Genomic DNA, 13,659 nt, shown 5'->3' with positions numbered 1-13,659 from the left:
GACACCACTCGACGACGTGGCCCCCGATCGTGCGCCCGCCCCCGGGACCGTCCCGCCGACGCCCGTTGCTCCTCGGCATCGGTGCGGTCGTCCCGCTGATGCTGCTCGTGGTCGCCGGGGAACGGCTCGTCGCCCGGGGCGGCGGACCCGGCGTCCGGGACGCCGCGGTCGACGCGCTCGACCCGGACGCGCTCGAGGACGTCCGGCAGCGCCCGCCCGGTCCGGAGCCCGCCGAGCGCACCCGACCGACCTGCGATCCTCGGTCCCCGGACTGCTTCCTGTGGTCCACCGAGGTGGAGCTGGCGGGCTTCGGCCACGTGGTCGCCGGTGACGAGGTGGTCGCCTACCGGGAGGTGGACGGCGGCCTGACCGGGCGGGACCTGCGTGACGGGTCGGTGCTGTGGACCGCCTCCGGGGTGGCGTCGACCGAGAGCTGGTGGCTCGCCTCGGCCGACGACCTGATCATCCACCGCGACGAGGACGGCCTGGTCGCGCGATCGCTCAGCTCCGGTGAGGTCCGGTGGCGCAACGAGGAGTTCGCCTGGCTCGAGGTCCACGAGGTGCAGGTCCAGGACGGGGTGATCCTGGTCGCCGGCCAGCAGCCCGTCTCCGACCACGAGGCGGTGCCGCAGGGTGCGATGGTCGGCGGCTTCGACGCCGTGACCGGCGCGTTGCGCTGGGCACACAGCGGGGCCAGCACCAGCGTGGCCCACGGTGGCATCGGCGTCTCCCTCACCGACGACGCACGCGTCGAGGTCTACGGCCCTGGGGGCGATCTGCGCTGGGATACCACGGTCGAGCTCGAGCACCGCGGCATCCACGTGTCAGGGTTCGGCCACCTCGTGACCGTGACCAACGACCACGGGGAGGCGCAGCACTTCCTCGCCGGTGACGGCACCCCGCTCGCCGCCGGGTCCGAGCCGCTGGCCACGGACGTCCATCAGACCCTCCTGGCGGAGGCGGAACCCGAGAACGACGCCCCCGCCACCGACCAGCTGCTGCTCGTGGACGCGGAAGGCCCGGTGTGGCGCCAGGACCTGGATGCCGTCGGCCGTTGCTTCAGGGAGGCACAGCTCGAAGCACGGACCGTCACGTTCACCACCTGCGGCGGTGGTTCCGTCGTCCTCGACCGGGAGGACGGGAGCCTCCTGACACGGACCGAACTCAACCACGCGGACCGCTCCGACGCCGACGAGATGCTCGGGTACCAGCCGTGGCGGATCGGACCCCTGGAGGTTCGCCCCTCGATCACCGGTGAGGAGCTGCTGCTGCGGGACGTCGAGCGCGACGCCGAGATCGCCACCTTCACCACCGACACGTTCCCGGTCGGTGACCGCCTCGGCGGCGTGGGCTCGCCCCGGCACAGCGGTGTGCTGCTGTTGGCTGGGGACCGCTGGCTGACCGCCATCGACGTCGGCGTACTGGACACGGACGGACCGGACGCGGACCCGCCTCCGGGGTAGCGTCGACGAGGTCGGACGGAGGCGGGGATGCTCGGCGGCGTGGCGGTCCGCGAACGGGTCTGCCCCGCCTGCGCCACCACCGTCCGCCAGCGTGAAGCTCGCTGGTGCGGCTCGTGCGGCGAGCTGCTCGAGCCGCCGGCCGTGGAGGTGTCGACCCCCGCCGGGCCGCTCCGGCGGCGCCTGACCTTCGGGACCGTGGCGGTGCTGGCCGTCGGCGCGGTCCTCGTCCTCGGCGACGGCCTGGTGGATCGCGTGGGTGCACGATCGGCCGCGGTGCAGGACGCCGCCATCACCGCCCCCGACGAGGAGGTCCTCGATCGCGTGGCGGAGCGTCGACCTCCCCCGCCGACCCGGATCGGGACCCTCACCGAGCCGACCTGCGCTCGGCTCGCCGACCTCAGCTGCTTCGTGTGGACCGCTCGCACCGAGGGGGACGCCTACGCCAGCATCGTCGTCTCGGACCGCCTCCTGGTGACCGAGGAGACTCTCGCCGGCAACCTCGTCGCCCGGAACCTGCACGACGGAGCGATCGCGTGGTCCGTCGACATCCCCCGCGGGTTCAGCGACCAGGCGCTGCAGGCGATCGACGATCTGCTGCTTCACCTCGAGGGCGGGGAGCTGGTGGCACGCGAGCTCGCCACCGGCCGGGAACGGTGGCGCACCGACGAGCTCGGTCGCTTCTCCCCGTGGAGCCTCGTGCGCGCCGGTGACGTCCTCGTCGCCGCCGGCGAGAGCCACCGTGCGACCTTCGAGGGCGGCGGGCCACCGAACTCCGTCGCCGCGGCCCTCGATCCGGACACCGGTGCCGTCCGCTGGAAGCTCGAGGGCAACCACGCGTCGTTGGCGGCCGGTGGGGTCGTCATCCTGGTCGACAAGGAGGGGTACCTGCGCGCCCACGAACCGACCGGCGAGCTGCGCTGGCGCGGCGCCACCGTCGACGACGCCGACGGCGCCTGGGCCGAAGGCCACGTCATCACCGTGCACGAGTCGACAGGCGGCGCGACCAGCTACCGGCTGTCGGACGGCGCCCCGCTCGGGCTGCGCGTCTCCACGATGACCTTCGACGACGACCACTCGTTCGTCCACCTCTACACCGACGTGGGGGTCGGGTGGAATGGCACCGGCGAGTACGCCCTCATCGACGCGGACGGTGAGGTGTGGCGCGTCGACGGCGGCGACTGGGCCGGATGCTTCGACGGGCTCGAGCTCACCGCGACGACGATGCGGGTCACCACCTGCGGCGGCGGGTCGGTCGTGCTCGACCGTGGCGACGGGGTCGAGCTCACTCGCACCCCGCCGGTCGAGGAGCCGGACGCGACCTCCCACCGCTGGCCCCTCGTGGGTCCCTACGAGCTGAGCAACACCGACCCGCAGATGGAGGAGGGCGACACGGTCGTCACCGATCTGCGCAGCGGCCGCGAGATCGCCCGCCTCCCTCCGCAGACGTGGCCGCTCTGGGGCCCGGGTCCCCCGGACGGGCTGGACCTCGGCGGCGTCATGATCCTGCAGAGCCCGGGCTGGCTGAGCGCGCTGCCGATGCCCCCGCCGCCGGGCGGGTACAGGACCGGACCGGCGCAGTAACGTCGCCCGCCAGCGGAGGTGGGTCGGTGGTCGGTGGCGTGAAGCTTCACGGTGACGGCCGCCTCGGGTCGCCCGTGGGCCGGCTCGACCCGGCGGTGGGCGCGTGAGTGACCAGATCGTCGTCGCGCTGGCCCTGCTGGTGATGCTCGGAGGCCTCGCCGGCGTCGTGATCCCGTTCGTGCCGGGCGTGATCATCGTGGGGCTGGCCGCGATCGTGTCGACGTTCGCACTCGGCATCAACGCCGCCGGCTGGATGATGGTGATCACCGTCGGGCTGATCGCACTCGGTGGCGCAGGGGCGTCGATGGCGTTGCCCGCGCGGCGGGGCCTGCGTGGCGACGCGGCCCACTCGTCGCTCGGGCTGGCGGCCGTCCTCGGCCTCGTCGGGTTCTTCGCCATCCCGATCGTCGGGATGCCGCTCGGGGCGCTCGGCGGGTTGTTCCTCGGTGAGCTGCACCGCCACGGCGACCGCACGCGGGCCTGGGCCTCCACCCTCGACGTGCTGAGGGCCTACGGCCTCGGCGTGCTGATCGAGTTCGGCGCCGCCCTGCTGATCATCGTCATCTGGCTCCCGGGGACGCTCCTGCGCCTGTGAGGAACGCCGCCGGCGGGTGGCTCCGCCACCGTCGGCGTGCGACGATCGGTCGTGCGTCGAGACCGGCGATCGGAGGCCGGGGTGCTCGCCGGCCTGGTGGCCGGAACACGCCGTAGCCTGAGGGCCCCGGCGCGTACCTGCGCGACCTGTGCGGCCACCGTCCGGCTTCGTCGCGCCCGCTGGTGCGGATCCTGTGGGGCCCTGCTCGAGCCGTTGCCGGCGGCGTCAGGACCGCTGCCACCGCTCGGTCGACGCGTGGCCGCCGGCAGCGTCGCACCGGCCTTGGCCGCGGTCGCGGCCCTCGTCACCGCGAGCATCATCAGCGCCGACCTCATCGCTCGCGGCGGCTCGACCGCCGTGCAGGACCCGGTCGTCGCCGTGCCGGAGGACGCCACCCTCGAGCGACTCGAACGCCGACCGCCGACGCAGCACTCGATCCTGACCGAGCCGACGTGCACGCGAGGAGCCCACCTCGAGTGCTTCACGTGGGCCGTCCGCGCCGACGGCGCCGGCTTCGACGCGGTCACCGCCACCGGCACGCTGCTGGTCAGCGAGCAGGCCCTGGACGGATCGCTCGTCGCGCGGTCGCTCGTCGACGGCGAGGTCGTCTGGACCGCCGAGCTCACCCGTGGGTTCAGTGGCGGGGTGCTCACCGCCGACCGCGATCTGCTCGTCCACGTGGACGGCGGCGACCTCACCGGCCGCGACGTGGCCACCGGCCGGGAGCGCTGGCGCACCGCAGAGCTCGGACGCTTCGCCCCGTACCAGATCCACCGCTCCGGGGAGGTCCTCGTCGTCGCCGGTGAGCGCGGTCGTCGCGACCCGCACCCGGCAGGTCTGCCGCACGGGGTCGCCGCCGGTCTCGACCCCAGGACCGGCGAGGTGCGCTGGATGGAGGAGTCCAGGACCGCGTCGCTCGCCGCCGGGGGGGTGACCGTGGTCACCGCCTACGGCGGGCACGTCCAGGCCTACGAGCCGACGGGTGAGCTGCGCTGGCAGGTCGACGCGCCGTTCGATACCGGCGGCGGCGAGGCGTGGGCCGTCGGGCACGCCGTTTCGATCCAGCACGACGGCCACGGACGGCACCTGTACCGCCTGCACGACGGTGCACCGCTCGGGTACGAAGGCAGCGTGATCGTCGCCGACGAGGTGCACACCTTCGCCGACGTGTTCGACGGCCGGTCCCGGTTCGTGCTGCTCGACGAGCGTGGTGAGGTCTGGCGCGTCGACGACGTCGACCGTGGACGGTGCATCAGCGGCGCGTCCCTCGAAGCGACCACCGTCGAGATCAGCACCTGCGGCGGTGGCCGGGTCACCCTCGACCGAGCCGACGGCAGGCTCGTCGCTCGGCTCCCGCCGCCCACGACGCGGGCGGACGCCTTCGGTGGCAGGCGGTTCGGTCAGATCGGCCCGTACGAGCTGAGCAACGCGGACCCGGAGGCGCAGGCGGCGGCGGTCGTCGTGACCGACCGCCGTACCGGCGAGGAGATCGCGCGTCTCCCGGCCGCGACCCACCCCGTGTGGCGCGACCTGTGGTGGCAGGATGCCGATCTCGGTGGCCTCGTGGTGTTCCAGAGCCGCCAGTGGCTGACGGCGTTGCCGTTGCCCGAGCGGCCCTGGAGTGGGGCGCCGAGCGCCCGGTAGCTCCCGCATCGTGCGGCACGGAGACACGCCGGAACACGCCGGGGCAGGCCAGGGCCACGGCTGTCGCCCGCGATCACGGCTCGGCGGTCACCGCCTCGTCGTCGCGGCCCGACCTGCGGAGCGCTGCAGCTCCCGCGAGGAGGGCCGCACCGGCCGCGGCCGCACCGCCGCCGGTGGCCGGCAGCTGGGTGGTCGCTGCGCCTGCGCTGACGCCCGCGACCTGCGTCGCCCCCGCATCGGCCGCCGCGGGGGTGGCGGCCGGCGCGCCCCGACCTCGTCCGTTGCCGCCCCCACCGGTCTCGCCCCGGCCCTCCGGCGGCCCCGGCGGGACGTCGTCGGGCCGGCCACGGCCCGGACGCTCGGGGTCGACCGGGTCGGGGGTCCGCGTGAAGGGGGCGGTGATCAGCAGCTCGACGTTGCGGTCGCCGTCCTCGCCCCCGGCGCCCTTGCCGCGGCCCTGGACGTCGTTGAGCCCGAGCTCGCGGGACAGGGCGGCGAGGTCGAGCACGTCGCGGGCCTCCTCGGGAGCGCGCGCCGGACCGGCGTGGTCGATGATCGTCCCGAACAGCGACAGCGTGCCGTCGTGGTTGTCGACCACCTCGACGAGACGGGCCTGCTGGGGGTGGTCGACGTGCGCGGCGGTCGTGAGCTCCCAGAACCCGCCGGTGTCCGGCCCGGTCGGCGGGTGCGCGGTGATCCGGTTGCGGTGGGTGTGGCCGACGATGAACGCGATGACGTTCGGGAAGCGGTGCAGCAGCGCGATGAGCTCGTCGGCGAGCACGCGCGGTCCGGGGGTCGGGTGGACGATGTCGGGCATCGGGTTGTCCAGCGACACGGTCCCGTGGTGGGCGAACAGCACGAGGTAGCGGTCGGCGTTGTCGGTGGTCACCACCGACCCGTCCGGCGTCAGGTAGTGCGAGGAGGCGGCGATCAGCTGCTGCTCGAGCCAGGCGAACTGCGGCCGGTCGATGGAGCCGCTGGCGTACCCCGTGCGGTTGACGGTGTCGAGGCCGATGCCGAGCACGTCCTCGCTGATGTCGAAGGTGTAGTGCAGCTCGCCGCTCTCGGCGGCGTCCGCCGAGTACCCGTGCCCGACGGGGCCCGGGCCGCCCCGGTCGGCACGGTGCATCGCCGCCCACTCCGCGGCGGTGATGGTCCGGCGGTCGGGGTCGGGGGTCACCTCGCGGACCGGCGCGTGCGGCAGGGTGAGCAGCCGGCCGGCGTCACCCTCGGTCAGGATGCGGTTCAGGGCGCCCGGTGACAGCCCGTCGGGCAACCCGACGACCTTCAACGGGCCGGTCGCGATGGTGTGGAAGGCCGGGTTGTCGAACAGGTTGCCCTGCAGCAGCCCGTCGTGGTTGCCGTACACCGAGTACCACGGGCAGGGCAGCCCGACCGCGGTGAACGACGCGACCGCCAGCTCCAGCATCTCGGGCCGGAACGGGTAGCCGAGGTCGACCTTGTAGCGGTCGGGGCGGTCGGTGTCCGGGTGGTAGTAGGCCGGGTCGAAGCTGAGCTCGTCGTCGTCCTGGACCCCCTCGTAGCGGTCCGGGTCCCCCGAGTTGAACGCCACCGGCCGGCCACCGTCCATCACCGCCAGGGCCCACTCGAGTTCGTTGAGCTGCTGGTTGTCGGTCGTGTCGCCCGTGGACACCGCAGCGTCGAACGGACGCCCCGTGACGGGCCCCACCCCGATGGCGCGCAGCTGGCGGGCCATGGCGTCGGCCACGTACCCGGTGAGGGTCTCCTGCGGCCGCCACGCCGACGAGAACACCCCCGGGTTCCCGGCCGGCGCCGGGTCCTCGAACCGGTCGGTGAACTCCACCCGGGTGGGCGACTGCCCGTCGATCACGTGCACGTCGGTGAGGTGGACGATCGTGGCCAGCGCCGCACGGCGATCCTCGCGACCAGCCTTGGGCGCGGCGAGCTCGTCGCGGACCACGACGGGCTGCCCCGGCCCCTCGCTGAAACGCACGTAGCCGTCGCCGTCGCCGGGGACCAGCGTGCGTTCCAGGGTCGTGCCGGCGGGAGACACGACCGTGCCGCGGGTGCGGGCAGCTGCCTCGGCCTGAGCGCGGGCGACGGCGGCCCACGGGCCGGTGCTGCCGAACGCGGTCACCGCCGCCGCAGCCGCGCCGACCGTGCCACCGCGTGCGAGGAAGGTCCGACGATCCATCTGGCGCTCCCATCCGTCTCGACGCCTGCCCGCTGGACGCCGCTCCCACCAGGTGAACGACCCGGTCCACCGCGCGTTACGACGCCGGCCGGTCCGTCACCTCCCGCGCGCCCGGCCGGCGCCCCTGGCGCACACGCCTAGGCTGGCGGCCGTGAACCTCACCGACCTGCTCGCGACCGTCCCCCAGCCCGGCCGGCTGACGTGGGTGGGCCTGCGCACGGCCAAGCGCGGCCCCATCGAGGTCGTGGACCGCGCCGAAGCGGTGCCCGGCATCGGCCTGGTCGGTGACCGCCGGGCGGCCACGGCCACCAGGAACCTGGCGAGCAAGCGGCAGGTCAGCCTCGTCCAGGCCGAACACCTCGAGGTCATCGCGGCCCTGCTCGGCCGCGGCCCCATCGACCCGGCCCTGATGCGACGCAACCTCGTGGTCGCCGGGATCAACCTCGCCGCGCTCGACGACCGGCGGTTCCGCATCGGCGACGTCGTGCTGGAAGGCGCCGGCCCGTGCCACCCGTGCTCACGCATGGAGGAGGACGCCGCGCTCGGCACCGGCGGGTACCAGGCGATGCGCGGCCACGGTGGTCTCGTCGCCCGGATCGTGACCGGCGGGACCATCGCCGTGGGTGACGAGGTCGACCTGCTGCCGCCAGGCGACGGCCCGCTCGGCACCACCACCACCACCGACGACGACGCCGGCCTCGGCGTCCCCGTCTGACCCGGTCGGTCAGGCCAGCGCGGCGAGGCGTTCACCTCGGCGGCGAGTCAACCCGCGTATCCGCGCGTTCACACGGCGGGCACGGTCACCTCCGGCGCACAGCCACGAGCGAACCCGCGTATCGGCGCGTTCACACGGCGGGAACGGTCACCTCCGGCACACAGCCACCAGCGAACCCGCGTATCCGCGCGTTCACGGCGTCCGGGCCTCGGCCGGCGCCCCTCGCCGGTCGGTCAGGCCATCGCGGCGAGGGCGTCCTGCTCGGTCGTGGGTGGCTGGCAGCGCGGGTCGGCCCGGAACCAGGATCGCTGGCGGCGGGCGTAGCGCCACGTGCGGTCGGCGATGGTCGCGGCGAGGTCCACGGCCGGTGCCTGACCGTCGAGCACCGCGAACGCCTCGGCGTACCCGATCGCCTGGCGGGCGGTGCGCGACAGCTCCCCGCCCACCCGCAGGTCCGCAGCCTCGTCGAGCAGCCCGCCGGCGACCATCGCCTCGGCCCGCGTCCGGATGCGGTCGCGCAGCACCGCCGCGTCGGGTTCGAGGTAGGCCACCTGCAGCGGGTCGTACACCGACTCGAAGCGCGACCACGCGTCGTCGAACGCGCTGAACCGCTCCCCCGTCAGCTCCAGCACCTCCAGCGCCCGGACGGTCCGCCGGAGGTTGCCCGGCCCGATCCGCGCCGCCGCCACCGGATCGACCTCAGCGAGGTGATCGTGCGCCGCCTGCGGGTCGGCGGACCACCGCTGCTCGATGGTCGCCCGCACCGCCGCGTCGGTCGGCGGGAACCGGAGCGGGTCGACCGTGGCGCGCCAGTACAGACCGCTGCCACCCACCAGCAGCGGGGTCGCCCCGCGGTCGACGATCGACGCGATGGCGGCGCGAGCGATCCCCTGGAAGCCGGCGACGGACAGGTCCTCACCGGGGTCGAGGACGTCGACGAGGTGGTGAGGCACCTCGTCACGCTCGGCGACCGACGGCTTGGCGGTGCCGAGGTCCATCCCCCGGTAGACGGTGAACGCGTCCACGGCCACCAGCTCCGTGGGGCACCCCGCGGCCGTGCGACGCCGGGCGATCTCGAGCGCCAGCGACGACTTGCCGGACGCGGTGGGTCCCACCACGGCCAGGACCACCGCCTGCTCCGACGTGGCGGTCACGGCGAGGTGGTGGCCACGAGCTGGCCGACCCCTCGCGGAGCGTGCACCTCGCAGCGCACGAACCGCAGCTCGGCAGCACGAGCGACCGCCACCGCCACCGCCAGGGGTGCCCACCCGCGTGCTGCGACCCGGCGCGCCTCGGCAGGGCCGAGCCCGGCGAACCTGTCCACGTCCCCGTCCGACAGAGCGGCGGCGGCTGCCTCGTCCCACTCGACCGCACCCTCGACGAGGTAGCCCGGCGAGGTCGTGTCACGCGACGCCGACAGGTCCCCCGCGGCCAGGACCGTCACGGCGCGGCCCGTCGCGTCCACGGCAGCGGACAGCCCGGCGGCGAAGCCCGCCAGGGACGGCGCGCCGGCAGCCGAGGCCACCCGCACCGGTACGACGACGGCACCGGGTCGTGCCTCGGCGACCAGCAGCGTCAGGACGGCGAGGTCACCGGTCAGCACGTCGGCGCGGACCCGCGGCGTGCTGGTCCGGGTCGCGATCGCCGTGAGCAGCTCACGGTCGACGGGCACGTCGGCGCGGACCTGCGGGTGGCCGTACCCGGCGAGGTCGACGCACCCGCCGTCGGGCAACGTCGCGTCCTCGCCGCCGGTCAGCAGCACGACGGTCTCGACGTCGGGCAGCCCCCGCAGGACCTCGAGGACGCTGGTCCGCAGCGCGGCGACCTCGTCGGCGATGGCGGCCGGTTGCCGCGGCGAGACGCCCGCCACCAGCATCGGCGCGGCGGGGACCGCCGCGACGGCGCGGACGCTCACGGGGTGTGGATCGAGGTGGAGGGCTCCATCCTCGGCAGGGTAGGCCGCCCCGCAGCGGGCCCGTCACTCCGCTGGCGGCCAGCCACCTCGTCGTCACCGCGCGCGGCGTCAGCGGACGGGGGCGTACCCCCAACGCGTACCGGCGAGGCTCGACCACACTCCGCGGCTGCTGTCGACGGTCGGCTGCTGGAAGGAGTAGACGCTGGCGCCATCGACGCGCATCGCCGCGCGGACCTGTCCCACCACGTCACCCGGCGCGTTGAGGTAGCCGGCCGGCCCCGGCACCACCTGCGTCCTCGAGCCGGCCGCCAGCGCCCGCTCGTAGGTGATCCAGCGCGAGAACCAGGCCGCGTGCGCGGGGTCCTGTTGGCGGAAGTAGTTCATGGGTACGACCGCATCGAGCCGCTCGCTGCGCACCCAGTCGTCCCAGTCCTGGAAGGTGCGGGTGTAGGCCGCGGAGCGGCGGAACCCGTCGCGGTCGGGGGTCGCGGGGCCGTCGCCCCACGAGATGACCGCGGCCGACAGCGTCGTCCGGTTGCCCGACGCGGCGATGGCCGCGGCCGCCTGCGTGACGATCCGTTGCGTCTGCTGGCGGCGCCATGCCGACCACGCGGGATCGGTCGGGCCGGGCTTGCCGGTCGCTCCGGTCTCCTGGCGGTACCGGTCGAGCGCGATCGGGTTGTAGCCCTGATCCGGCCCGTCGTAGCGCACGTAGTCGAGGTGGATGCCGTCGAGCGCCCGGTACCGCTTCGCGAGCTCACCCACCACGGCAGCGACGTGGCTGCGGACCTGTGGCACCCCGGGATCGAGGTAGGTCGACCACGTCCCGCCGTGGCTGCGCGTCACCCACCGGTCGGCCACGGGGGCCTGCGGACCGTGGTCGGTGTACATCCACCCCGGCGGCGGGGTGAGGTTGGTGTAGACGCCGTGCCAGGTCGGCGCGACCCCGAACCAGGCGTGTACCTCGATGCCCCGCGCGTGGGCGGCGGTGATGAGCTCGGCGACGACGTCGAAACCCGCCGCCACGGCGGGATCCGGCGTGCGCGGCAGGACGTTCGAGGGGTAGTAGGCGTCGTGGCGGCGAACGACCTGGGCGTAGACGACGTTGGCGTCGGCGGTCGCGAGCTCGTCGACCATCGCGCGGACGTTGGCGCGCGTCTTGAGCGTGCCGTCGAAGAGGTGCACCCAGGCGGCGCGGGTCCGGCTCGCGTACGCGTCACCGGCGCGGGGACGGGCGGTCGGCAGCATCGCCAGGGAGCGGTCGACCAGGATCGTGGCCGACCGTGTCACGAACGAGGCCATCTGGGCCCGCGGGACGATCCGGGTCGGAGCGAAGGTCGTCGCGGTGACCCCCGTGGTGATGCCCGAGCCGACGAGCCGCGCGATCGCGTCGCGGTGCACATCGCCGGCACCGACGTCGGTGAACGGCATCGGGCCGGGCGGGAGCGGCGAGTCGTAGCCGTGGGCGAACATCCGCGCGATGATCGACGCCATCTGTGCCCGGGTGATCGAGCGGCCCGGCTGGAAGCGCGTGGCCGAGGTCCCCTTCACGATCCCGAGGTGGGCCAGCAGGTCGATGTCGCGCTCGAACGGGCTCCCGACGGTGTCGGTGAACCCCGCTGCGGGCCACGACGCGGGCGCGTGACCGGTCGTGCGCAGCAGCCGGGCGATCATCGCCGCGGTCTGCCCGCGGGTAACGGGGCTCGACGGCGCGAACGTGGTGGCGGTCCGTCCGCGGACCACGTCCCACCAGACGGCGCAGTCGATGCCGGCCCGGTGGATGCTGCTCAGCGTGTCGGTGAACCCCGTGGCCGGCACCCGGTGGCTCGGGCACCCGCCTCGCCCGGTCGCAGCCTCCGCCGGGCCGCTGGCCGTCCCCTGCCCGAGCGCGGCGACGAGCGCGAACACCAGGAGCGCTGCTGCAAGGCGTGGACGGGTCATCGCGGGGCCGGTCTGGTGGTCCGACCATCATCCCTCTTCCTCGCCGCAGGGGAGGCTCGACCGCGACCTTCTCCGCTGGCAGCACGGCGTCGGCGCGCGGCGCACGCCGATGCCGCGTGTGGCTCAGGCGTCGCTGGTCGGCGCACCGACCAGCAGCGGCAGCGCACGGCCCGCACCCGCGGTCGCCGGCGCGTCGAGCGGCAGCGCGTGCCCCTCGCCCCGGGCCAACGCCTCGGCCGTGGCGCGGCCCGCTGCGGTCCGCCGGACCGCCGTGGGCGTCGAGGCGACCGCGTAGTTGTGGGCTGCCTCGAGGACGGTGACCGTCACGAGGTCGCCGGGGCCGTAGGCCGGTACCTCGCCGCTGCCGGCGACCCAGCCGTCCGGTGCCGGCAGGTGCACGAGGTGGTTGCCCCGGGTGCGGGCCGACCACCGCGTCGCGTCGGTCTTCGAGGGCGACTCGACCAGCAGCTCCTGGGTGGTGCCGACCAGGCGCTGGTGGGCTTCGAGGGAGTGCTGGCGCACCAGCGGCTCGAGCCGGCCGTAGCGGTCCTTGACGACCTCGGGCGGCACGAACTGGTCGACCAGCTCGGCCGCCGGCGTGCCCGGACGCGGCGAGTACTGGAAGGTGAACGCCTGATCGAAGCGGACCTGCTCGACGACCTCCAGGGTGGCGGCGAAGTCGTCCTCGGTCTCGCCCGGGAAGCCGACGATCAGGTCGGTCGACAGCGCGGCGTCGGGCAGCAGCTCGCGGGTCCGGGCGATCAGGTTCAGGTACCGGCGCTGACGGTACGAGCGCCGCATCAGCCGGAGCAGGCGGTCCGATCCGGACTGCAGCGGCAGGTGCAGGTGCGGCATCACGTTGGGCGTCTCCGCCATCGCGTGCAGCACCTCCTCGGTGAAGTCACGAGGGTGCGGCGAGGTGAAGCGGACCCGCTCGAGCCCGTCGACCTCACCGAGCTCGCGCAGCAGCGGCGCGAACTGGGACCGGCCGGCGAGGTCACGGCCGTAGGAGTTGACGTTCTGTCCGAGGAGGGTGACCTCGATCACCCCGTCGGCGACGAGGCCCCGGACCTCGGTGACGATGTCGCCCATCGTGCGCGAGCGTTCCGGACCGCGCAGCGACGGCACGATGCAGAACGTGCATGAGTTGTCGCAGCCGACCGAGATCGCGACCCACGCGTGGTGGCGCACCTCGCGCTTGGCGGGCAACGCCGACGGGAACGTCTCGAGCTGCTCGACCAGTTCCACTACCGGCAGCGACGCCGAGTCGGCCTGGGCCAGCAACTGCGGCAGCGCCCCGATGTTGTGGGTCCCGTAGACCACGTCGACCCACGGCGCCCGGTCAGCGACCGTCGCACCGTCCTTCTGCGCGAGGCACCCACCGACGGCGATGGTCAGGTCCGACCCGGCCGCGCGGCGCTCGTCCTTGAGGCCCTTGAGGTGCCCGAGCGTGCCGTACAGCCGGTTGTCGGCGTTCTCACGGACCGCGCAGGTGTTGAGCAGCACCAGGTCGGCGTCCTGCTCGGAGCTCGCCCGCCGGTACCCGGCCGCCTCGAGCAGCCCGGCGGCACGGCCGGTGTCGTGCTCGTTCATCTGGCACCCGAACGTGCGAATGAAATAACGGACTGG

Annotated in this window: 10 protein-coding genes; 5 read left to right on the top strand and 5 right to left on the bottom strand. The window is 74.3% G+C overall.

The window, feature by feature from the left end:
• The first annotated feature begins 65 nt into the window (after positions 1-65).
• The 4 genes from NITAL_RS13165 to NITAL_RS13150 all read left to right on the top strand — a co-directional run bounded on the left by NITAL_RS13165 (position 66) and on the right by NITAL_RS13150 (position 5,283).
• Complete coding sequence (locus NITAL_RS13165) at positions 66-1,463, top strand: outer membrane protein assembly factor BamB family protein (protein ID WP_052666711.1); 1,398 nt, start codon at positions 66-68, stop codon at positions 1,461-1,463.
• Between the two features lie 27 nt (positions 1,464-1,490).
• Complete coding sequence (locus NITAL_RS13160) at positions 1,491-3,044, top strand: outer membrane protein assembly factor BamB family protein (RefSeq protein ID WP_052666709.1); 1,554 nt, start codon at positions 1,491-1,493, stop codon at positions 3,042-3,044.
• Between the two features lie 103 nt (positions 3,045-3,147).
• Entirely contained in the window at positions 3,148-3,639 is a 492-nt protein-coding gene (locus tag NITAL_RS13155) for a DUF456 domain-containing protein (protein WP_052666707.1), read from the top strand.
• A gap of 255 nt (positions 3,640-3,894) precedes the next feature.
• Positions 3,895-5,283 carry an outer membrane protein assembly factor BamB family protein gene (locus NITAL_RS13150; protein ID WP_052666705.1) on the top strand — a complete coding sequence of 463 codons (1,389 nt, stop codon included), beginning with the start codon at positions 3,895-3,897 and terminating at the stop codon, positions 5,281-5,283.
• 73 nt (positions 5,284-5,356) lie between these two features.
• On the opposite strand, the gene NITAL_RS13145 is transcribed toward NITAL_RS13150, so the two are convergent.
• Positions 5,357-7,459, bottom strand: coding sequence for a TIGR03767 family metallophosphoesterase (locus tag NITAL_RS13145; protein WP_052666703.1), 2,103 nt, complete (start codon positions 7,457-7,459; stop codon positions 5,357-5,359).
• A 142-nt stretch (positions 7,460-7,601) separates the two neighbouring features.
• On the opposite strand from NITAL_RS13145, the gene NITAL_RS13140 reads away from it, so the two are divergent.
• Positions 7,602-8,174, top strand: coding sequence for an MOSC domain-containing protein (locus tag NITAL_RS13140; protein ID WP_425413693.1), 573 nt, complete (start codon positions 7,602-7,604; stop codon positions 8,172-8,174).
• A gap of 233 nt (positions 8,175-8,407) precedes the next feature.
• Here the strand turns inward: NITAL_RS13140 and miaA are convergent, their stop codons facing one another.
• The 4 genes from miaA to miaB form a co-directional block, all read right to left on the bottom strand.
• A complete protein-coding gene (miaA, locus tag NITAL_RS13135) occupies positions 8,408-9,328 on the bottom strand; it encodes a tRNA (adenosine(37)-N6)-dimethylallyltransferase MiaA (RefSeq protein WP_052666701.1) in 921 nt (306 codons plus the stop codon).
• On the bottom strand, positions 9,325-10,089 hold the full coding sequence (locus NITAL_RS28060; RefSeq protein WP_052666700.1) for a class III extradiol ring-cleavage dioxygenase family protein: 765 nt from the start codon (positions 10,087-10,089) through the stop codon (positions 9,325-9,327). Before NITAL_RS28060 ends, miaA begins: the two co-directional genes overlap by 4 nt.
• A gap of 108 nt (positions 10,090-10,197) precedes the next feature.
• Positions 10,198-12,030 carry a glycoside hydrolase family 10-like protein gene (locus NITAL_RS13125; RefSeq protein WP_083441537.1) on the bottom strand — a complete coding sequence of 611 codons (1,833 nt, stop codon included), beginning with the start codon at positions 12,028-12,030 and terminating at the stop codon, positions 10,198-10,200.
• A gap of 123 nt (positions 12,031-12,153) precedes the next feature.
• The gene (gene miaB / locus NITAL_RS13120) at positions 12,154-13,623 is read right to left on the bottom strand and encodes a tRNA (N6-isopentenyl adenosine(37)-C2)-methylthiotransferase MiaB (RefSeq protein ID WP_052666697.1); all 1,470 of its coding nucleotides are present in this window, start codon (positions 13,621-13,623) and stop codon (positions 12,154-12,156) included.
• Positions 13,624-13,659: the final 36 nt, after the last annotated feature.

The organism is Nitriliruptor alkaliphilus DSM 45188 (genome assembly GCF_000969705.1).
Classification (GTDB): Bacteria; Actinomycetota; Nitriliruptoria; order Nitriliruptorales; family Nitriliruptoraceae; genus Nitriliruptor; species Nitriliruptor alkaliphilus.
The sequence above is the reverse complement of the archived record's forward strand: the minus strand, read 5'-3'. Positions and strand labels throughout refer to the sequence as shown.

What these genes read in the sequence shown, in the direction of transcription:
- NITAL_RS13160 (WP_052666709.1), top strand. Translation starts at nt 1,491, where the DNA reads ATGCTCGGCGGCGTGGCGGTCCGCGAACGGGTCTGCCCCGCCTGCGCC.
- NITAL_RS13145 (WP_052666703.1), bottom strand. Translation starts at nt 7,459, where the DNA reads ATGGATCGTCGGACCTTCCTCGCACGCGGTGGCACGGTCGGCGCGGCT.
- NITAL_RS13125 (WP_083441537.1), bottom strand. Translation starts at nt 12,030, where the DNA reads ATGACCCGTCCACGCCTTGCAGCAGCGCTCCTGGTGTTCGCGCTCGTC.
- miaB (WP_052666697.1), bottom strand. Translation starts at nt 13,623, where the DNA reads ATGAACGAGCACGACACCGGCCGTGCCGCCGGGCTGCTCGAGGCGGCC.